The sequence below is a fragment of the Syntrophus buswellii genome (assembly GCF_046097065.1).
In the GTDB taxonomy this organism is placed as follows: domain Bacteria; phylum Desulfobacterota; class Syntrophia; order Syntrophales; family Syntrophaceae; genus Syntrophus; species Syntrophus buswellii.
In genome coordinates, this window is the sequence record NZ_CP175563.1 from 1,755,010 (window position 1) to 1,774,849 (window position 19,840).

At 51.9% G+C, this 19,840-nt stretch carries 15 protein-coding genes and 4 tRNA genes; 1 reads left to right on the plus strand and 18 read right to left on the minus strand.

The window, feature by feature from the left end:
• Nucleotides 1–11 precede the first annotated feature (11 nt).
• From ACJ77P_RS07910 to ACJ77P_RS07965, 12 genes are all read right to left on the minus strand, one after another.
• Nucleotides 12–2,000, minus strand: coding sequence for a LysM peptidoglycan-binding domain-containing protein (locus ACJ77P_RS07910; protein ID WP_367359136.1), 1,989 nt, complete (start codon nucleotides 1,998–2,000; stop codon nucleotides 12–14).
• A 220-nt stretch (nucleotides 2,001–2,220) separates the two neighbouring features.
• A protein-coding gene (gene prfB / locus ACJ77P_RS07915) for a peptide chain release factor 2 (RefSeq protein WP_367359135.1) occupies nucleotides 2,221–3,310 on the minus strand; the annotation gives its coding sequence in 2 pieces (ribosomal slippage) (nucleotides 2,221–3,240 and nucleotides 3,242–3,310; 1,089 coding nt in all).
• The gene (lnt, locus tag ACJ77P_RS07920; RefSeq protein ID WP_408997933.1) at nucleotides 3,283–4,848 is read right to left on the minus strand and encodes an apolipoprotein N-acyltransferase; all 1,566 of its coding nucleotides are present in this window, start codon (nucleotides 4,846–4,848) and stop codon (nucleotides 3,283–3,285) included. The genes prfB and lnt overlap by 28 nt, the downstream gene beginning before the upstream one ends.
• Before the next feature lie 167 nt (nucleotides 4,849–5,015).
• Nucleotides 5,016–5,888 (minus strand): radical SAM protein, encoded by an 873-nt coding sequence (locus ACJ77P_RS07925; RefSeq protein ID WP_367359133.1) that lies wholly within the window; start codon nucleotides 5,886–5,888, stop codon nucleotides 5,016–5,018.
• Between the two features lie 201 nt (nucleotides 5,889–6,089).
• Nucleotides 6,090–6,166, minus strand: a tRNA-Asp gene (locus ACJ77P_RS07930).
• Between the two features lie 51 nt (nucleotides 6,167–6,217).
• Nucleotides 6,218–6,293 (minus strand) — tRNA-Val (locus ACJ77P_RS07935).
• A gap of 117 nt (nucleotides 6,294–6,410) precedes the next feature.
• Entirely contained in the window at nucleotides 6,411–8,846 is a 2,436-nt protein-coding gene (gene lon, locus ACJ77P_RS07940; RefSeq protein ID WP_367359132.1) for an endopeptidase La, read from the minus strand.
• A gap of 48 nt (nucleotides 8,847–8,894) precedes the next feature.
• A complete protein-coding gene (clpX, locus tag ACJ77P_RS07945; RefSeq protein WP_408997934.1) occupies nucleotides 8,895–10,157 on the minus strand; it encodes an ATP-dependent Clp protease ATP-binding subunit ClpX in 1,263 nt (420 codons plus the stop codon).
• An 18-nt stretch (nucleotides 10,158–10,175) separates the two neighbouring features.
• Nucleotides 10,176–10,760, minus strand: coding sequence for an ATP-dependent Clp endopeptidase proteolytic subunit ClpP (gene clpP / locus ACJ77P_RS07950; protein ID WP_367359130.1), 585 nt, complete (start codon nucleotides 10,758–10,760; stop codon nucleotides 10,176–10,178).
• On the minus strand, nucleotides 10,760–12,088 hold the full coding sequence (gene tig, locus ACJ77P_RS07955; protein ID WP_367359129.1) for a trigger factor: 1,329 nt from the start codon (nucleotides 12,086–12,088) through the stop codon (nucleotides 10,760–10,762). Before tig ends, clpP begins: the two co-directional genes overlap by 1 nt.
• A gap of 53 nt (nucleotides 12,089–12,141) precedes the next feature.
• A tRNA-Leu gene (locus ACJ77P_RS07960) sits at nucleotides 12,142–12,227 on the minus strand.
• A 594-nt stretch (nucleotides 12,228–12,821) separates the two neighbouring features.
• Nucleotides 12,822–12,898, minus strand: a tRNA-Pro gene (locus ACJ77P_RS07965).
• Nucleotides 12,899–13,017: 119 nt separating this feature from the next.
• Here ACJ77P_RS07965 and ACJ77P_RS07970 point away from each other — a divergent pair.
• Nucleotides 13,018–13,671 (plus strand): transglycosylase SLT domain-containing protein, encoded by a 654-nt coding sequence (locus ACJ77P_RS07970; protein ID WP_367359128.1) that lies wholly within the window; start codon nucleotides 13,018–13,020, stop codon nucleotides 13,669–13,671.
• 92 nt (nucleotides 13,672–13,763) lie between these two features.
• Here the strand turns inward: ACJ77P_RS07970 and ACJ77P_RS07975 are convergent, their stop codons facing one another.
• The 6 genes from ACJ77P_RS07975 to ftsH are packed head-to-tail and all read right to left on the minus strand — an operon-like array spanning nucleotide 13,764 to nucleotide 19,738.
• Nucleotides 13,764–14,438, minus strand: coding sequence for a ComEA family DNA-binding protein (locus ACJ77P_RS07975; RefSeq protein ID WP_408997935.1), 675 nt, complete (start codon nucleotides 14,436–14,438; stop codon nucleotides 13,764–13,766).
• Nucleotides 14,407–15,627: an aspartate kinase gene (locus ACJ77P_RS07980; RefSeq protein ID WP_367359126.1), complete on the minus strand. Its 1,221-nt coding sequence runs from the start codon at nucleotides 15,625–15,627 to the stop codon at nucleotides 14,407–14,409. The genes ACJ77P_RS07975 and ACJ77P_RS07980 overlap by 32 nt, the downstream gene beginning before the upstream one ends.
• Nucleotides 15,628–15,630: 3 nt before the next feature.
• Complete coding sequence (tsaE, locus tag ACJ77P_RS07985) at nucleotides 15,631–16,170, minus strand: tRNA (adenosine(37)-N6)-threonylcarbamoyltransferase complex ATPase subunit type 1 TsaE (protein ID WP_367359125.1); 540 nt, start codon at nucleotides 16,168–16,170, stop codon at nucleotides 15,631–15,633.
• Nucleotides 16,167–16,544, minus strand: a complete 378-nt coding sequence (gene acpS / locus ACJ77P_RS07990; RefSeq protein ID WP_367359124.1) for a holo-ACP synthase — start codon at nucleotides 16,542–16,544, stop codon at nucleotides 16,167–16,169. The genes tsaE and acpS overlap by 4 nt, the downstream gene beginning before the upstream one ends.
• A gap of 47 nt (nucleotides 16,545–16,591) precedes the next feature.
• Entirely contained in the window at nucleotides 16,592–17,839 is a 1,248-nt protein-coding gene (gene folP, locus ACJ77P_RS07995) for a dihydropteroate synthase (protein WP_367359123.1), read from the minus strand.
• A 57-nt stretch (nucleotides 17,840–17,896) separates the two neighbouring features.
• The gene (ftsH, locus tag ACJ77P_RS08000; protein WP_367359122.1) at nucleotides 17,897–19,738 is read right to left on the minus strand and encodes an ATP-dependent zinc metalloprotease FtsH; all 1,842 of its coding nucleotides are present in this window, start codon (nucleotides 19,736–19,738) and stop codon (nucleotides 17,897–17,899) included.
• Nucleotides 19,739–19,840: the final 102 nt, after the last annotated feature.

Below are 19,840 nucleotides of genomic sequence, written 5' to 3' on the forward strand. Positions count from 1 at the left end.
TGTGATTCCACCTACTGCACGATCAACGTCTGTCCCGGACGAAGCTCGTTTGCATCGTCGATTTCGTTCATTTCCTTGAGCCGGGCCAGATCGATGCTGTTTTTCTGTGCGATCCGGGAAAGGTTGTCACCCCTTTTAACCATATAGGTCTTTCTCTTTTCCGTTTGGCTCATCCGCTTCTTCCCTTTTTTCTTCAGATCCTTTTTCGGCTCGATGACCTCGGAAAGATCGTCCTGATCTCCCCCGTTGCGGCTTATTTTAATGACTTTGCCGAGGACCAGCTTTTTCCCTTTAAGGCCGTTGAGCTTTTTTATTTCCGATTCACTGGTTCCGAATTTTCGCGCAATGGAAGAAATGGAGTCTCCCCGCTTTACCTTATAGCTGATCCTTGTCCCCTTTCTGCTGGAATGATCCGCTTTTGCTGAACGAACAGGCGCCTTATCGAGACTCTCCTCATTGCCGATGGGAATTCGGATACTCTGCCCGGACTTCAAAGACCTTCTCGCAGAAATTGAATTGTAGGACGCCAATCTCCGGGGCGACACCTTATACCGCCTTGCTATCGAGCCGATGGATTCCCCACGCTTGACCCTGTGGCTTACATACTTCACCCGGCTTTTCCTGCTGTCCGAAATACGCTCCGGTTTGTGCGTTTCCCTGCCTGGAGTTGAACTTGAAGACAGGAAGGAAAGGGTGGGCCTTTCCGCTTGTGGAATCGAATCGACAACCTGCGCATACTTCTCAGCGGCTTCCACCGGAAGCTTCAGATCGTATTCCTTGTCCGGTGTTATTCTGTGACGCAATTCCGAATTGAGCCCAATCAATACCTCTTCCGGAACGCCGGTGAAAAAGGCCACATCCTGAAGTTTCATCGGCCGGTAGGATTTTGCCGCTTTGAATTCGCAGGGCTTGAGCTGCGCATCCGCTGTCAAATCGAAGCCATATCTTCCAGGATCACGGATAATGTGGAGTGTGGCCAGGAAACGAGGCACGTAGCGTGCGGTCTCGTTGGGCAGCTGATGGTACAAATCCCAGAAGCGATCCAGATAGTTGATGTGCTGCCGCGAAATGACTCTCATCACCCTGCCTTCACCGCTGTTGTAAGCGGCCAGAACGGTCAGCCAGTCTCCGAACATGCCATGCAGTTCCTTCAAATAACTGATTGCCGCCTGGGTCGACTTGTCGGCATTCATTCGCTCATCGATCCATTCATCGCGATTTAAGCCGTATGCATATCCCGTGGACGGAATGAATTGCCACAGCCCAAGGGCGCGCGCTTTTGATAAGGCCCCTATTTTAAAGCCGCTTTCAACCAGGGGCAGCCATACCAGTTCTTCGGGCAAACCGGCTTTTTTCAGCTCTTTTTGAATGCTCTCCCGATAAATCCCCGAACGCTGATAGGATGAAATGAAAAAGTCCCGCTCGCAGGTCTGAAAAGAGCGGATTTCCCTTTCAACATCGGCGTTCATGACCAGGGGGATCTCGCTACGGCTTCCCTTGGTCCTCGACTGTGTCGACGAGTAAATGGCCAGCAGCCTTTTCGAAATCATCAGCCGCAGGTCATCCTTCTGACGGGCTATTTCGATGTCCCCATCCGTCTCCAGAAGCAGCGTATAGGCCTGATCGAGAAAATCCAGCGCTTTTTCAATGTCACCCTGCTCCCAGAACTTCTGCGATGAATTCAGGTAGGTGAGGGCTTCTTCCATGAGGTCCCGCTCATCTTCCTTCCCCTCCTCGTCATTCCCTTCATTGGAAGACTGACTTGACACCTCCGCATACGAAGACTTCCTGCTTTTGATCTCCTGATCACCTGCATCCTGCACCTTGTTGCCCGAATTCTTCTGATCACCAAAAAACGAAAAGAAGAAGCCTTTTTGGGCCCCTTCATTCCGGCTCTCCTGTTCATTCTTTGATTGGGCGCAAATCGTCTGCGCCAGAAGCAGCGACAGGAAAAGAATAAAGAAAAGGGAGGTCATCGTATTGTGAATTGCCTTTTTCATGCGGGTGAACTCCTTTCTGGAACAGCAGCGATTGAAGTCAACTTTCCAGCTGACCTTTGTTTTCTGACATGACCCGAATCCGTTGGCCGGTGGGATCACTGTTGATGGTGGTGATCCTATACCACATTTTTTCTATTACTTCTAAGCATAATCCGCATCATTACACGGATATTTCACCAAAAAGGTGCCATTTCAATGAAAAAAAAGCCGGGTTACCACCCTACTGGATCAGGTAAGCCTCTATCAAGTCATCGATATCTCCGTCCAGAACCCTTCCCACATTTCCGATCTCGAGATTGGTTCTGTGGTCCTTGACCATTTTGTAAGGCTGAAGGACATAGGAGCGTATCTGACTTCCCCAGGCAATCTCTTTCTTTGTTTTGTTGATCTCCGACATCTTTTCATTCTGCTCCCGGAGCTTCAGCTCATAGAGCCGGGACCTCAGGTATTTCATGGCCATGGCTTTGTTCTTGTGCTGGGATCTCTCATTCTGGCACTGAACGACAATCCCTGTGGGGGCATGAGTAATTCGAACGGCTGAATCCGTTTTGTTGACATGCTGGCCGCCGGCTCCTGTAGACCTGTAAGTGTCGATCCGCAAATCCTTTTCATCGATCTCTACGACAATTTCATCATCAATCTCGGGATAGACAAAAACAGAGGCAAAGGATGTGTGCCTCCGTGCTCCGGCATCAAAGGGCGAAATGCGGACCAGCCGATGGATGCCTACCTCCGCCTTGGCGTAACCGTAGGCGTACTCCCCTTCGAGGGTAAATGAAACACTTTTTATGCCCGCCTCATCGCCGGGAAGATAATCGATGATGGTTGTTTTGAACCTTCGCTTTTCCGCCCAGCGGAGATACATTCTCATCAGCATTTCCGCCCAGTCCTGGGCTTCCGTTCCACCGGCTCCGGCATGGATTGAGATGATGGCATTCATGGGGTCCTGTTCGCTGCCAAGCATCAGCTTCAACTCCGCTTCCCGGACGGATTTTGCCAAGGCCTCCAATTCCCCGGCTATATCTTCCAGCGCGGCCTCATCCTGCTCCTCCAGAGCCATTTCATAGATGACCTGCATCTCGGTAACGGTCTTCCGCTTTGAATTCCAGTCATCCACGGCCGACGCCAGGCTGTTTTTTTCCTTCAGAATCGCAGTGGCCTTCTCATGATCACTCCAGAAATCCTCTTTCTGCGAAACCGCATCAAGCTCCTTGATCCGTTTTTCTTTCTCAGGGATGTCAAAGACACTCCCCTAGATAACGGATTTTTCTATCCATTTCGGCTATGTTTGCTGGCAGACTTTCGAGCATTTTTTCCTCCTTTTTTCCGATATGAAATAAATGGATACCAATAGAAATAAGCAGATATAGACAAACAGATCCCCGTATCTGGAATACAAGGTCGGTATTTTTGCAAATTTAATCTCATCCTGCAGAATCGTTCTCTCAAAAATTCCCGATTGCTTCAATATGTTTCCCGCAGGATCGATAATGGCGGAAATTCCCGTATTGGCGGCCCTCGCGAGAAACAACCGGTTTTCAACGGCGCGGAAAACGGTCATGGACAGATGCTGATAGGGCGCTGACGTTTTTCCGAACCAGGCATCGTTGGTAATGTTAACGAGAAGTTCGGCCCCTTGCCGCTTATAGGCTCTGCCTGCCTCGGCCAGAATGCCTTCGTAGCAGATCAGGACCCCGATTTTTCTTCCGCCTGCCTCCATGGGGAAAAAGCCTTCTCCAGACTTGAAGTCCCCGATGCCAGCCGTGAGCTTTTTAATAAAAGGGAAAAAACGCCGCAAGGGAACATATTCCCCGTAGGGCACCAGGTGCACTTTGTCGTATCGAGCGACGGTTTCCCCTTCGGGGGACAGGAGAAATGCGCTGTTCGAAAAGGTTGGGCCGGCCTCACCATCAGCGTAACTGGGGCTACCGAAAAGCAGCCAGCTTCCCGTTTGCAGGGCCAGGGACACGATCCTCAGGTGCATGTCGTCCACATCCTGGAAATAGAAGGGGACGGCGGTCTCCGGCCAGACGAGCATGCCAGGCGAGGAACCGTTTTTAGCGGCCAGAGACAGAGCGCGGTAAATCTCCATCGTTTCTTTCTGATACAGCGGGCTCCATTTCACGCTCTGATCGACATTTCCCTGTATCAGTGAGACCTGCGTTGCGGGAGACATTGTGACAGCTTCGTGAACCTGCCTTTCCCGCAGGATCCCGTAGAGGCATACGGAAGCCATCAGCACCACGCCCATCCCCACTTCAATGAGAACTTTCTTTCGTTCCCTTCGTAAGGTCAAGAGATCATAGACGATGGCATTGATAAGAACGATCAAGAACGAAATTCCGTATCCGCCTGTCAGATCGGCGATCTGAATGAGCCGGGAATGCAGATATTGGGAATGGCCGAGGTTTTCCCAGGGGAACCCGACAAGAAGATTCGATTTTACGAATTCGAGAACGACCCACAGGAGCGGAGCGGAAAGAATCAGGGGGATATCTCTGCTTTTCAGATAAATGACGCCTGCCGCGAACAAGGCAAAATAAAGGCTCAGATAAGCTGACAGCAGGAGCATCAGTGCGATGCCGACAAAGTAGGGAAGATTTCCATAAACGACAATGACGTAGGCGATCCAATAGATGAGGCCGACATAAAAGATCATCCCGACGGAAAAGCCTGTTTTTGCTCCCTGGGCAACGGTTTTTCCGCGCAGGGAATAAAAAAACGGAACCAGGGCAATCCATGCCAGAAGGCCGTTACCGAATTTTGGGAAGGACAGCAGGAGGAGCAGACTTGACAGCAGGGCGGCCGGAATGGATGGTCTTGAAAGCAACTCGTTTAAAAACTTCACGTCTAATTTCTACCTCGGCGTCTCTGTGCCACGCTCAACGGCATTGCATTCTCTCCATTCGAAAGCCGGGAATCCCTGCGGTCGAAAGACCGCCGGATACCCTCGTCCTCTGGAACGGCCCGTTGAGTTCCCGGGCTCATTATTGGCGCCTTCGCAAACTGAACACGTTACAGGGCGCGCAAATGTTCGGATCGCAGCATACTGCGCTGTCCCCTCTGAATGACGTCGGCAAGAAGGCGCAGCGTCTTTTCCCTGTCTTCAGGCAGGTTGGCTTTTACCGGGTAATAATTGGATGCGTGATTTGATGCAAAGAAACATTTCGTAAAGCTGGATTGATCGATCATGAGCTCGATCTCCTTCAGGCATCCGAACTCGTCGGGGAGGACGAATCTTCCCTGAAGATAGTCCTCATACAAGGGTGTGCCGGGGACGATCATAACCGTTAACGCACTGGCATAATCAGGATCGATGTCCGTCAAGATCCGGGCGGTGTCGACTGCGTGCTCCGTACTTTTTTCCACGCCTCCAATGCCCAGTAGAACCGTTACGGAAAGCTGGATGCCAGCATCCTTGATTTTGCGCCCCGCCTCAACAAGCTGAGCATAGGTCACACCCTTTCGGATATCCCTCAATATCTCCTCGTTTCCAGTCTCGACGCCCAGATAAACGATCTGCAATCCGAGACTTTTGAGCTTCTTCAATTCGTTGGATGTTTTTCGCAGAATGCTCTTGGCGTTCCCATACAGCCCGATCCGCTCCACACCCCTGAGGCGGCTGTTGATGGCTTCAAAAATAGGAACGAGTTTTTTCTGCGGTATGATCAAGGCATCGCCATCGCAGAGGAATACCTTTCCGACGGAAGAATAGCGGCTGGCCTCGACAATATCCTCTTCGATTTCACCATAACTCTTGATTCGAAATTTCTTGTCCTTGAAACAGGGACAGAATGTGCACCTGTTATGTGAACAGCCCGTAGAGACTTGAATCAATAAGCTATAAGCTTCGCTTGGTGGACGATAAATGGATCCTTCATATTTCATGGCATCACCTTTTTTATTGAATTCCTTGTTCCCCATGATGAACGGGGCGTTACCTTCCTCGATTCCTGTTGCGGAAAAATGACGGCAGCAGGCATCGTATTATTTCACATAAAATCACGGAGGGAGGATACTGGATCGATAATTTCCATTGAATGAAACAAGAAAGGGGCCAACTTTTCATTGGCCCCTTTCTCTATGATCTGGCGGGGCCGAAGGGACTCGAACCCTCGCCCTCCGGCGTGACAGGCCGGCGTTATAACCAACTTAACTACGACCCCGCTATTTTATACAACTCGCCTGCTCTTTCGTTGCATTCCCACCATGCTTCATGGTAGGCGGAACAGGACTCGAACCTGTGACATCCACGGTGTAAGCGTGGCGCTCTCCCAGCTGAGCTACCCGCCCTTGCTCTTGCCTATCGCAGGGTTGGATTTCTAACAGCAAAGCCCGGCAATGTCAAGCGATAAATAGGCTCACAAAAAGTTATTCTTCCCGAGATCCCTTTCTCAAGCGCTGGAGCCGTCAGCTCGCCAGCTGCGGCGGATTAACGGTCGACATCTTGGACGTGTCAAAGCAGGGGGGCTCTCCGGAAAATTCCGGAGCCGAGCCTTTTTCCTCCTTGAGCAAAGCAACCTTCAGGACCTCATCCACGTGATCGACCCGTATAACCTCCAGCGACTTTAAGATATTCGCCGGCACTTCATCGAGATCCTTTTCATTGTCCTTTGGAATGACGACGGTCTTGATGTTTGCCCGATGGGCGGCGAGCAGCTTTTCCTTCAATCCTCCGATGGGAAGGACACGGCCACGCAGGGTGATCTCTCCGGTCATCGCCAGATCACCGCGAACCTTTCTCCTGGCGAAGGCCGACGTCATGGACGTCACCATGGCAATTCCGGCGGATGGTCCGTCTTTCGGTATGGCTCCCTCAGGGACATGAACATGGATGTCCACGTCCTTGTAAAAGTCTTCGGCCAATCCAAAGACGTCAGCCCGGGAGCGGACGTAGGTCAAAGCGGCCTGTGCGGATTCCTGCATGACCTCGCCCAGTTTGCCCGTCATGATGAGCTTGCCGGTCCCCTTGACAATGGAAGCCTCCACCACAAGGAGCTCTCCTCCCACCTCTGTCCAGGCGAGACCTACCGTAATCCCGATTTCATCCTTCCCCTCCGCTTCGCCATGTCGATGCTTTGGAACCCCCAGATACTTGGTAACGACCTTCGAGGTGATCCGAATCTTTCCCTTTCCGCCGTTCGTTACGATTTCACGGGCGACTTTTCTGCAGATCGAGGCGATTTCCCTCTCAAGGTTTCTGACCCCGGCTTCCCGTGTGTATTGGCGAATAATGCTCTGGAGGGCGCCATCGGTAAATTCGATCTGTTCGGAATTCAGTCCGTTCGCCTCCATTTCCTTGCTGACCAGGAATCTCTTGGCAATGTTCATCTTTTCCGGTTCCGTGTACCCCGCAATCCGAATCACCTCCATCCGGTCCTGCAGAGGAGCCGGTATGGTCTGCAGCACATTGGCCGTGGTGATGAACATCACATCGGAGAGATCGTAGTCGACCTCCAGGTAATTGTCGTTGAAGGCATAGTTCTGTTCGGGATCAAGAACTTCCAGCAGGGCGGAGGATGGATCTCCTCGAAAATCCGAGCTCAACTTGTCCACTTCATCCAGACAGAAAACAGGATTGTTTGATCCGGCTTTCTTCAGAAGCTGGATGATCTTGCCCGGCAGTGCGCCGATATAGGTTCTCCGGTGGCCGCGGATTTCCGCTTCGTCTCGGACTCCCCCGAGAGAAAGTCGAACGAACTTCCTGTTCGTAGCCCTTGCCACGGACTTGGCGATGGATGTTTTGCCAACACCGGGAGGCCCGACGAGACAGAGGATGGAACCCTTGTTTTTTCGGACCAGGGTCTGAACGGCCAGGTATTCAAGGATCCGCTCCTTCACCTTTTCGAGTCCGTAATGATCCTCTTCGAGGATGGCCTCCGACTGCTTCAGGGTATAGGCGTTCTCCGTCCGTTCCGCCCATGGCATATCCAGGATCCAGTCGATGTAATTTCGAACGACGGTGGCTTCGGCTGACATCGGCGCCATCATCTGCAGCTTCTTGATTTCCTGGCGCACCTTCTTGGCCGCTTCCTCAGATAACTTCTTTTGTTTCAGACGCTTTTCCAACTCGGCGATTTCATTCTTAAACTCATCTTTTTCGCCCATTTCCTTCTGGATGGCCCGCATCTGCTCATTGAGATAATAATCCTTCTGAGTTTTCTCCATCTGCTTTTTGACGCGTCTCTTGATTTTTTCTTCGACTTCAAGGATTTCAATCTCAGAAAGGATCATCGCGTAGATGGCCTCTAAACGCTCGTTAATGTCAAATATTTCAAGGATTTTCTGCTTTTCCTCAAGCTTCAGGTTGATGTGGGAGGCAACCACATCGGCCAGCTTTGAAGGGTCATCAATGGCGGCAATCGTACCCACCATTTCGACATGCACCTTCTTGCTCAGCTTCACATAATTCTCAAATGCCGTATTGATGCTTCTCACCAGGGCTTCCGTCCTGACGACATCCTGATTTTCAGATTCATCAATCTCTTCGACATGCACATAGAAGTATTCCTCATTCGGCATGTACTCCTTAACGAGCGCCCGTTTTTTGCCTTCCACCAATACCTTGACCGTACCGTCGGGAAGTCTCAATAACTGGATGATGATTCCTACCGTTCCGATCCTGTAGATATCTTCTTCAACAGGATCATCCTTCTTGGCATTTTTCTGGGCTACCATGAAAATGCCCTTCTCCTCCTTCATGGCGGATTCGAGTGCCGCGATGGATTTCTCCCGCCCGACAAAAAGAGGAACGATGCTGTGCGGAAACACCACCACATCCCTCAGGGGCAGAAGAGGAAGGAAAATGACATTATTTTTTTCCTTGTTCTTTATAAAATCAAACATTTTAGTCTTTCTCGCCTTTTATTCTTATCTTTATTGTTTCAAAACGGCTCAGGCCGATTCCGATTTCTTTTCAAAAAGCAGGATGGGCTGTGCCCTGTTCAGCACGACATCGTCATTGATGACGCATTCACGCACCTCCTGCTGAGATGGGATGTCGTACATGACATCCAGCATGGCGTTTTCCAGAATGGCCCGCAGCCCTCTGGCCCCGGATTTTCTTTCCACGGCCAATTTGGCCACGGTGCGAAGGGCGCTGTCCGTAAATCGGAGCTTCACATTTTCACGCTCAAAAGCCTTTGTGTACTGCTTGATGATGGCATCCTTGGGTTCCACCAGAATCCGGATCAATTCATCCTCATGCAGTTCGTTCAGCGGTGCAATGACCGGCAATCGCCCCACGAACTCGGGGATGAGGCCGCACTTGAGCAGATCCTCGGGCTGGACTTCTGAAAGCAGTTCTCCGACCTTCCGATCCCTTTTGCCTTTGATGTCCGCCCCGAATCCCATGGCATTGACCCCGATGCGCTTTGCGATGATATCGGGCAGGTCGTTGAAAGCGCCCCCGCAGATGAAAAGGATGCCCGTTGTATCAACCTGTATGAATTCCTGCTGAGGGTGTTTTCTTCCCCCTTTTGGCGGGATGTTGGCCATTGTCCCTTCGATGATTTTCAGCAGGGCCTGCTGAACACCCTCGCCCGACACGTCTCTTGTGATGGAGGGATTTCCCGATTTTTTGGCGATCTTGTCAATTTCATCAATATAGACGATGCCCTTCGACGCCTTTTCCACATCATAATCAGCATTCTGCAGGAGGCTGAGAATGATGTTTTCCACATCTTCCCCGACGTATCCGGCTTCGGTCAGCGTCGTCGCATCGGCAATCGTAAAGGGAACATTCAACAGCTTCGCCAGGGTCTTTGCCAGGAGGGTTTTCCCTGATCCGGTGGGGCCGATCAACAGGACATTGCTTTTTTGAATCTCCACCCCGTCATTGTCGCTTGGCGAGGCAAGCCGCTTGTAGTGATTGTACACGGCAACGGAAAGAACCTTCTTGGGCCTCTCCTGGCCGACGACATACTGATCCAGAAACTCCTTGATCATCCGTGGTTGGGGTATGCTTTTCGAAATGTCCAGCCCTAAATCCGTCGTGCGCTCCTCTTCAACGATGCAGCGGCAAAGCTCGATGCATTCATCGCAAATGTAAGCCGTCGGGCCGGCAACGAGCTTTTTGACTTCACTTTGCGTTTTCCCGCAGAAGGAACAAAAAAGCATCTCCTGTCCCTTGGAATAACCGTCTGTTTTTCTACCCATTACGTCTTCCTCGTTGGATTAAGTCCTCTTCAGGATAATTTCATCAATGATTCCATATTCCTTAGCCTGCCGGCTCGTCATATAATAATCCCGCTCCGTATCGGTCTTGATCCTCTCCAGGGGCTGCCCCGTCAAATCCGAGAGAATGATGCTCAGTTCGTCCTTCAATCGAAGAATCTCCTTCGCCTGAATGTCGATATCGGTTGCCTGGCCCTGAAACCCGCCAAGGGGCTGGTGGATCAGGATTCTTGAGTGCGGCAGTGCGGATCGCTTTCCCCTCTCTCCTGCCGCCAGCAGCAGAGCTCCCATACTGGCCGCCTGACCGACACAGACCGTGGCGACAGGAGGCTTGATGTATTGCATCGTATCATAGATCGCCATTCCGGAACTGATGTGGCCGCCGGGGGTATTCAGATAAAAAAAGATTTCCTTGTCCGGATCTTCCGACTCGAGAAAGAGCAGCTGAGCAATAATGAGGTTCGCCACTTCGTCATCGATCGGAGTTCCGAGAAAGATAATCCGATCCTTTAAAAGCCGTGAGTAGATATCGTATGCCCGTTCGCCTCGACCATCCTGCTGGACTACCATTGGAATGAGATTCATTATTTTTCCTCCTCTGTTGAGGAATCCCTCTTCTGAACCATTTTTATATCGGCTTTCTGTTCGATATACTCAAAGATTTTCTTGTTGAGGATGTCACTTTTGACGTTTTCTTTCATGTTGTCGTCAAAAGACTCGACCACTTTTTCATAGTCCTGCGAATACTGCTGGGCGATTTCTCTCAGGCGCGCTTCCAGTTCCTCATCCGTTGCCTCCAGTGCCTCTTTTTTGGCGATATTCTTCAGCAGGAGGGAGGATTTTACAATCCTCTCGGCTTCTTCCCGGTATTTGTCGCGCCATGAAGAACTCACCTGGGCGATCATCTGTGGATCCATCCCTGTGGAGATGAGCCGTTTCTGCGCCTCCATGATCATGAAATAGATCTGCTGCTCGACATAGGCTGCCGGCACGTCAAAGGCATTCTGCGCGAGCAGTTTGTCCACGATCTGCTTGGCCAGGTCATCATTGATCTTTTTCCCCTGCTCCTCGAAGATGGACTTTCTCACGTCTGCTTTCAGAGCATCCAGTGATTCATATTTCTCAAAATTCTTGACAAAGTTTTCATCGAGTTCCGGGAGCTTTTTCTCCTTGAGGGTTTTGATCGTGACGGTAAATTCCGCCTCTTTTCCGGCGACATTCCGGACTTGGTAATCTTCAGGGAATACAATTTTTATTCCTTTTGTAGTTCCGACCTTCTCTCCGATGAGTTGATCTTCGAATCCGGGAACCATTGTTTTAGAGCCGATTTCCAGGAAATAGTCGTTCCTCTTCATCTCTTCGGGAGTTTCACCCTCGACGGAGCCTTCAAAATCGATCGTGACGAAATCTCCGGTCTGTATTTCCCTGTCAACGGTTACCTCCTCCAGCGTACCGAACATTTTTCTGATCTCGTCAAGACGGCTGTCCACCTCCTGGTCTGTGACGACCAGCTCTTCTTTCTCGAGATTCATGTTCAGGTAACCCTGAGGGTCGATATCCGGCTCCACTTCGAAGGTCGCGGAAAAAGAAAAGCCCTTCTCTTCTTCAATCCCCTTCTCATCGATCTCCGGCTGACCGACCGCCTTGATCTCGTGCTCCTTGAGAGCATTTTCGGTGAATTTATTGACAAGATTCGAGATCGTTTCTTCCTCTACATAGTCTTTATAATGAACTTCAAGAATCTTCCTCGGGATTTTCCCCTGCCGAAAGCCCTTGATCTTTACTTTTCTGCTGTAATTACGGTATACGGCGTCCCTTTCCTTTTTGACATCCGTCCAGGGTACATCGATGGTCAGCTTCTTCTTTACAGGACTGATTTCTTCAACCTTCACCGCAGCGCTCAGTTCACTCACAATATTGACTCCTTAATCAAGATATTTAAAAACAGGCCATGCGCTCTTTCATATGGTGCGAGAGAGGGGACTTGAACCCCTATCCGCCGGGCGGGCTGGATCCTAAGTCCAGTGCGTCTGCCAATTCCGCCACTCTCGCTGATAATCTAAGGCAGTATATATTAACTAGATGTTGAATTGTCAACGGCTATTGTATTGAACAGACGGTACAGCGAACTCCGCACCGGAGGCGATTTCTGCCAAACCGCTCCGGAGGACTCCCCTGCGTTCCCCACTCCTTTTCCGGTGGCGACCTGCGTTCCTGTCCTGGAAAAGGTGCCCCTCTTTCAAAGCCCCTTTACTTTCAGCCCCGCTTACGAGGGGCATGTGGGAGCCACCTGAACGACAAATCATTCCAATGCGAAGGGGATTGGAGTTGGCGCATTCAGGCGTTCGGGCACATTTCTTGTTTACGATTTCGATACTGCAGGAATGAAAAAGATGGCCGCCATCATGTTGAACACGCAAGAGACATGACCTTTTTTATCGCGGGCGGCTTGGAGTTCCGCCCATTAGGAATCTTTAAATCGTGAAAACCATTCCCGTTAGGAAAGGCGGTCATGGCCTCCGTGAAGAAGATTGCCGCAACTCAAAAAGCGCCTGATGAGAGATTCGGATGCGTTTTCATCCGTACAATTCATAATAAAAAGGGTTAGAGAAACCGACTTCACTTTCTCTAACCCCTCAGTATTCATGGTCGGGGCGAGAGGATTTGAACCTCCGACCCTCTGAACCCCATTCAGATACGCTACCAAGCTGCGCTACGCCCCGACTTGAATTCCATTCCGATAAACAGGTGAGGTCATTATCACTATAGAATATTGATGTCAAGGATAATTCCTGTCAAAAAAACTTGTATTCGAAATCACATTCACGTATGAATCAGTAACATGAGCGAGATGCACTTCAATTCTTTACCAAGAGGTTTCCGACAGTTCCCTTCACCGCGCCTTCCGCGGAGGGGATATTTCGTTCTGCTCTTCACCATCCTCCTCCTCGTCCCGGCCAACGGGTATCCCGACATTTATAAATATGTCGACAAAAGCGGGGTCATTCATTTGACCAATGCACCCGTTCAGACGAATGTCAAATACGATCTGGTGATGAGGGAACAGAGGATTATCTTCTCCGTTTCTTCCCGCGACATCACCCGGTACGATGATCTCATCCAGAAAGCCTCGGCAAAGTACAACATCGACTCGGCGCTGATCAAAGCCGTCATCAAAGCGGAATCCAATTTCAATCACCGGGCGGTTTCGCCGGTGGGAGCCAAAGGCTTGATGCAGCTGATGCCGTCAACGGCGGCCGACCTGCAGGTTCAGGATGCATTCCATCCGGAGAACAATATTGATGGGGGCGTTCGTTATCTGCGTTACCTGCTGCGGTTGTTTAAAGGGAATCTTTCCCTGGCCCTTGCCGCGTACAATGCCGGTGAAGGCGCCGTTGCCCGCTACAACAACACCATCCCGCCCTATCGAGAGACGCAGAATTACGTTCAGCGCGTTCTGCATTATCTCAATCAATACCGGAACAGCGGTGGATGATCACTTTTCAATATGGCGGGCATCCGGATGCACTTTTCAGCGGATGGGGTCAATTCCTTTGCAGGCTGAAGCAGGTTTTTTGACCTTGTTAACTAAACACCTTCCACATAAAGGTACGTCTTCAATCGTGCCAGCCTTTTGCGTTTTATCCCCTTGATTTTCATGAGATCCTCCAGCCGGCGGAACCCTCCCGATCTGTTTCTCGCCGCGATGATTTTCAGGGCTGTCTTCTCTCCTATGCCGGGAACTAGGATCAATTCTTCAAGAGAAGCGCGATTCACATCAATGGGCCTGCTCAGGGCAAGCCTCTTTGAAGCCGCCATTCTTTCTACGGCGATCGAAGACCTCTGGCTGTTTCCCGTCGTGACATGGATCCTGATCCCGTCATCCAGCGGCATGGAGAGATCGGGACTCGAAGCGTCGCGCGCCTGGGAAGACCTGCCGATGCCCAGCATGCTTAACAGGTCGGAAAGCCTCTGTCCCCTGCGGATGAAATAGATCCCCTTCTGTTCAACGTCGCCGTCCACTTCAACGGCAAGACAGCCCTCAGCCGGCAGTCCAGAGAGGATGACCGGCGCCGGGCGGATATGTTCCTGATAAAAATGGATCAGCGCAGGAATGACGAGTGCGGACAAGGCAACAAGAACAGCCCCATGCCATTGGCTATCTCCAAGATTGTTCCTGATGCCTCGCTTCATGACGACCGGGATGGATTTTTTTGAGTCCGGGCGGTTTTCAGGGCGTCTTTTCCAGACCAAAGGCGTCATGCAAAACCATTACCGCCAGTTCCGTATACTTCGATTGAATGACACAGGACACCTTGATCTCGGAGGTACTGATCATCATGATGTTGATCCCCTCCTGTGCCAGGGCGGAGAACATCTTTGCAGCAACGCCTGAATGGCTGATCATTCCCACGCCGATGATGGACACCTTGGCTACCTGATCGTCCACTTCCACACTGGCGGCGCCGACCTCCCTGGCCGCCTCTTCGATTAGGCGCTTCGTTTCCTTGACATCTTTTCTCGATACCGTAAAGGTGAGATCCGTGTATCCTTCCAGGCTCGCATTCTGAATGATCATATCGACAACAATATTGTGCTCGCTAAGGGGTGTAAACAGCCGCGACGCGACACCCGCCTTGTCGGGAACGCGGATAACCGTGATCTTCGCCTGATCCCGGTCATACGTTACCCCCGATACGACTTCCCTCTCCATCTCCTTATCCTCCTTTGTCACCAGCGTTCCCACATCATCCTTGAACGAAGATTTAACATACACAGGCACATCATACTTCTTTGCCAACTCCACCGACCGCGGCTGCAGCACCTTGGCCCCTGCCCTTGCCATCTCCAGCATCTCGTCATAGGAGATCCTCGTCAGCAGTCTCGCATTGCTGCAGATGCCTGGGTCCGTTGTGTATACCCCGTCGACATCCGTGTAGATTTCACACACATCGGCTTGAAGGGCCGCCGCAAGCGCCACGGCGCTCGTGTCGGATCCGCCTCGTCCCAGTGTCGTGATGTTATTGTCCTTATCGACGCCTTGAAATCCCGCTACGACGGCAATGACCCCTTTCTCCAGCTCACGGCGCAATGCGGCGTCTTCGACGCTGAGGATTCTCGCCTGAGTGTGAGCCTGATCCGTCATGATCCTGACCTGAAATCCCAGGAAGGATCGGGCGGGATAGCCCATCCCCTTTAAAACCATGGCCAGCAGGGAAACCGTCACCTGCTCCCCCGTGGAGATCAGGGTGTCGTACTCCCGGATGTCATAATCTTCCGCAGCCTGCTGAGCCAGTTCGATCAAACGGTTCGTTTCGCCGGCCATGGCCGAAAGGACAACGACGACCTGGTTGCCTGCCTGCCGTTCCTTAATGACCCTTCTGGCCACGTTTTCAATCTTCTCCAGGTTGGCAACAGAGGTACCGCCATATTTCTGAACAACGAGCGCCATAAATTAAAATCCTCCCCCAGTCAGAGCTGATGCAATTTCCGCCAAGCGCTTTTCCGGTGCGGAAATTTCTATTCTGCGCAAATGCTCATCCACAAATGCGAAACAAATTGTGATTGCGGTTTCCGGAACAATATCCGCTATTTTTTCCGCCCACTCGATCACGGACACTCCCTTTCCATAAAAATAATCCTCATAGCCCATCTCTTCCAGGTCCTTTGACCCTGAAAGACGGTAGACATCGAGATGATACAGGACGTGGCGTCCCGGATATTCATTGATGAGGGTAAACGTTGGGCTTGCAACGGCATAGGATTTCGGCACACCCAAGCCCCGGGCGATACCCTGTGTAAGGCACGTCTTTCCGGCTCCCAGGTCCCCGATCAGGGCCACAATATCTCCCGATACGAGGCATCGGCCGATGATTTCTCCGATCAGGAGCGTTTCCTCATTGCTGCGAGAAAGGATGCACTTCTTCATGACCGCTCCTCGATACTCCCCCCGGTGATCCGGCGATTCCTTTTCATTGCCATTCCGGTAGCTCATTTCTCCAGGATGACAATGGCACAGGCCTGCATGCGGCCATGCGAAAGGCTGACATGGGTGGTCGTGACGCCGCGTTCACTGAGGATGGCCCTTGCCGCTCCGTAAAGATTCATAACAGGCCTTCCCTGGCTGTCGTTCTGCACCTCGATGTCCTTCAACCTGATTCCCATGCCTAGGCCGAGGCCCAGAGATTTCAGAAAGCTTTCCTTTGCCGCAAACCGGGCTGCAAAATGAACGGCCGGCACGGCCCTTTTCATGCAGTAGCTTATTTCCTGTGGAGAATAAACCTTTTCCAGAAATCGTCTGTCCCATTTCTCGATGATCGTTTTCAGCCGATCAATATCGACCAGATCAATTCCCGTTCCATGAATCATCCTGAAGGCCTTTCTTGTCTCCTTAGAAAATACCGGGGGTTGAAATGCTACGCAGAGAGCAGGGCATCCGTCATGGCGGCCACTTTTTTCATCGCAGGGACATCATGCACCCGGACGATGTGGGCCCCGTTCATAATGGCTGCGGCTACGGCGGCAGCCGTTCCCTCAAGCCGCTGCTGCGGATCGGAAAGGAACTCCGGGCCGCCTGACCCAAGGGCAACAAAGCGCTTTTTTGAGGGCCCGACGAGAATCGGCCGCCCCAGGGCTCGGAACTCACGCAGGTGCTTTAGAAGCTTGAGAGAATCCGCAGGGGTTTTTCCAAATCCCAATCCCGGATCAATGATCATCTGCTCTTTTCTGAGCCCTTCAGAAACCGCCTGGTCAATGCGCTCCTCCAGGTAGGCGAAAACATCTCCCTGTACGGAACGGTATGTCAGGTCGCCGAGCTGCATATCCTTCGGCTTCCCACGCATGTGCATAAGGACGATGGCCGCCCCCGAATCCCTCACCGCTTCACTCATGGCTTCATCAAACGTCATTGCGCTGATGTCGTTGATGATTTCCGCTCCCGCCGCCAGGGCTTCCCGGGCGATTTCGGATTTCGTTGTGTCAATGGATATGGGGATGTCGATTTCCTGCGCCAGTTTTTTGATTACCGGCAGAATCCGCTCCGCCTCTTCCTTCAGCGAAATCGCCTCCGCACCCGGTCTCGACGATTCCCCTCCGATATCCAGGATGTCCGCCCCCGCCTCTGCCAGTTGAACCCCATGCGCGACAGCCAGATCATGGGGAAGGTATTTTCCCCCATCGGAAAATGAATCGGGGGTCACGTTGAGAATACCCATGATGTGGGTCTTTCCACCGAAAACCAGTTCCCGTTTTGCCGTTTTCAGGGAAATCCACTCCAGGGCCTCCCGGGCCAGAAGATCCTTCAGGCGCCCGGATATCGCCCGCAGTCCGAAAGGCTGGCAGGAGATCTTCTCCGCAAGGCGTCTCAGCTGCTTTTCCGTTCCCATGAGGATGGCATCGGTCCGTTCAACGGCACAGGATACGGACTGTCGCGACACGGCCGCATCTCCGCCTACGGAAAGCATCTCCTGCTTGAGAATATTGGCAACCTTGCACTCCAGCCCCTCAATGAGGATATTGAGATGCCTCATTTTAGGAAGCATGGCGTCGATCCCGTAGGGATCGACGCCCATGCTCTGCATAAGCGCTGCAAGCTCTGACGGCGAGAAGCCGGAAAGGGATCTCAGGGGATGGCGGAACCGTTTTGCTTCTTGAGCTTTGCCCATTTAGCTTACCCTTGAAACGCCGACTGGAGAGATGAAATGCGGAGGGAACACTGCGACTCAGGCTTCCCCATCGGCAGGATTGCCCTGTTCTCCTTCCTTCTCGACCCCCGCCGTCGGAATTCCGATGATGGCATCCAACTCGGCGGTGTTCAGAACTTCCTTTTCCAGCAGCTCACTGGCAAGCCGATTGAGCGTATCCTTGTTATCCAGAAGAATTTTTTTGGCATTTTCATAGCAGCCTGTCACGATGGCGGATATCTCCTCATCGATCCGCCGTGCTGTTTCTTCGCTGTAATCCTTGTGGGTGGCAAACTCCCGGCCGAGAAAAATCTGCTCTTCTTTTCCCCCGTAACTGAGCGGCCCGAGGACATCGCTCATGCCCCATTCGCATACCATTTTTCGGGCTATGTGGGTGGCCCGTTCGATGTCGTTGCCGGCACCCGTGGTAAAGTCATTGAGGGTGAGCTCCTCTGCAGCCCGGCCTGCCAGGAGAATCGTAATGTTCGTCAGGAGAAACTTTTTTGGATAGGTGTGCTTTTCATCGACGGGCAGCTGCTGCGTCAGACCCAGGGCTCTTCCCCTGGGGATGATGGTCACCTTGTGGATGGGGTCGCTTCCCGGCAGCAATCGGGCGACCAGGGCGTGACCCGCCTCGTGATAGGCGGTGTTCCGTTTTTCTTCATCGCTGATGACCATGCTTTTCCGCTCGGCGCCCATAAGGATTTTATCCCTTGCGAAATCGAAGTCCGCAAGCTCCACGTTATCCTTTCCCAGGCGTGAGGCATGAATAATCGCTTCATTCACCAGGTTTTCTATATCCGCTCCCGACGCCCCCGGCGTTCCCCTGGCGAGAATCGAAAATTCCACGTCATCCGCCAGGGTTGTTTTACGGGAATGCACCTGAAAAATCATTTCCCTCCCCTTGACATCGGGAAGGGGGACAACCACCTGCCGGTCGAACCGACCCGGCCGGAGCAGCGCCGGATCGAGCACGTCGGGACGGTTGGTCGCGGAAACGAGGATGACGCCTTCATTGGATTCAAAGCCGTCCATTTCCACGAGGAGCTGATTGAGCGTCTGTTCCCGCTCGTCGTGGCCTCCCCCGAGACCGGCACCCCGGTGCCGACCCACAGCATCGATTTCATCAATGAAGATAATGCACGGGGCATTCTTTTTGGCCTGGGTGAAGAGATCCCTCACCCGCGAGGCGCCAACCCCGACAAACATCTCGACAAAATCGGACCCGCTGATGCTCAGGAAAGGCACATCGGCTTCACCGGCGATCGCCTTGGCAAGCAGCGTTTTTCCTGTACCCGGAGGGCCTACCAGAAGCAGACCCTTGGGAATCCGCCCGCCCAGGCGGGTGAATTTTTTGGGATCCTTGAGAAATTCGATGACCTCCTCCAGTTCCGCCTTGGCTTCATCGATCCCTGCGACATCGGAAAAGGTCACTTTCTTTGTCTTGTCTGTCATCAGTCGCGCCCGGCTTTTGCCAAAGGCCATGGCCTTTCCGCCACCGGCCTGCATCTGCCGCATAAAGAAGATCCAAACGCCGATGAGCAGGAGCATGGGAAACCATGACACGAGAACCGTCACAAACCACGGGGATTCATCCTCCGGCTTGGCCGTGATACGCACCCCCTTGGATTTCAGCAGTGGAATGAGACTCGGATCATTGGGGGCGTAACTCTTGAATTTTTTTCCGCTTGTCATCTTTCCGGTGATGTTGTCCCCCTGCATGGTCACTTCTGTAATCTGACCTTTGTCGACATAGGAGATAAAATCGCTGAAAACGATCGTTTCCTCCTGGCCTTTTGGCTGGCTGAAAAGATGGTACACAAGCACAAAGACGAGGCTGATGATCAGCCAGAGTGCAATATTTTTCTGCAAAGAATTCAATAAAGATGCTCCTTTTTATTTCCCAGTGGCTACGTTAGGTTCTTTCCATCAAGCAGATTGTCCAAGAAATCAAGTTTCCGGCCACAATTACATTAATCCTTT

Excerpts from the sequence above, each read along its gene's own strand:
- clpX (WP_408997934.1), bottom strand. The coding sequence starts at position 10,157 with ATGGGTAGAAAAACAGACGGTTATTCCAAGGGACAGGAGATGCTTTTT.
- tsaE (WP_367359125.1), bottom strand. The coding sequence starts at position 16,170 with ATGAGCTACCGGAATGGCAATGAAAAGGAATCGCCGGATCACCGGGGG.
- ACJ77P_RS07925 (WP_367359133.1), bottom strand. The coding sequence starts at position 5,888 with ATGAAATATGAAGGATCCATTTATCGTCCACCAAGCGAAGCTTATAGC.
- ACJ77P_RS07910 (WP_367359136.1), bottom strand. The coding sequence starts at position 2,000 with ATGAAAAAGGCAATTCACAATACGATGACCTCCCTTTTCTTTATTCTT.
- folP (WP_367359123.1), bottom strand. The coding sequence starts at position 17,839 with ATGGGCAAAGCTCAAGAAGCAAAACGGTTCCGCCATCCCCTGAGATCC.
- ACJ77P_RS07980 (WP_367359126.1), bottom strand. The coding sequence starts at position 15,627 with ATGGCGCTCGTTGTTCAGAAATATGGCGGTACCTCTGTTGCCAACCTG.
- clpP (WP_367359130.1), bottom strand. The coding sequence starts at position 10,760 with ATGAATCTCATTCCAATGGTAGTCCAGCAGGATGGTCGAGGCGAACGG.
- ACJ77P_RS07970 (WP_367359128.1), top strand. The coding sequence starts at position 13,018 with ATGAGCGAGATGCACTTCAATTCTTTACCAAGAGGTTTCCGACAGTTC.
- ACJ77P_RS07975 (WP_408997935.1), bottom strand. The coding sequence starts at position 14,438 with ATGACGCCTTTGGTCTGGAAAAGACGCCCTGAAAACCGCCCGGACTCA.
- acpS (WP_367359124.1), bottom strand. The coding sequence starts at position 16,544 with ATGATTCATGGAACGGGAATTGATCTGGTCGATATTGATCGGCTGAAA.
- lon (WP_367359132.1), bottom strand. The coding sequence starts at position 8,846 with ATGTTTGATTTTATAAAGAACAAGGAAAAAAATAATGTCATTTTCCTT.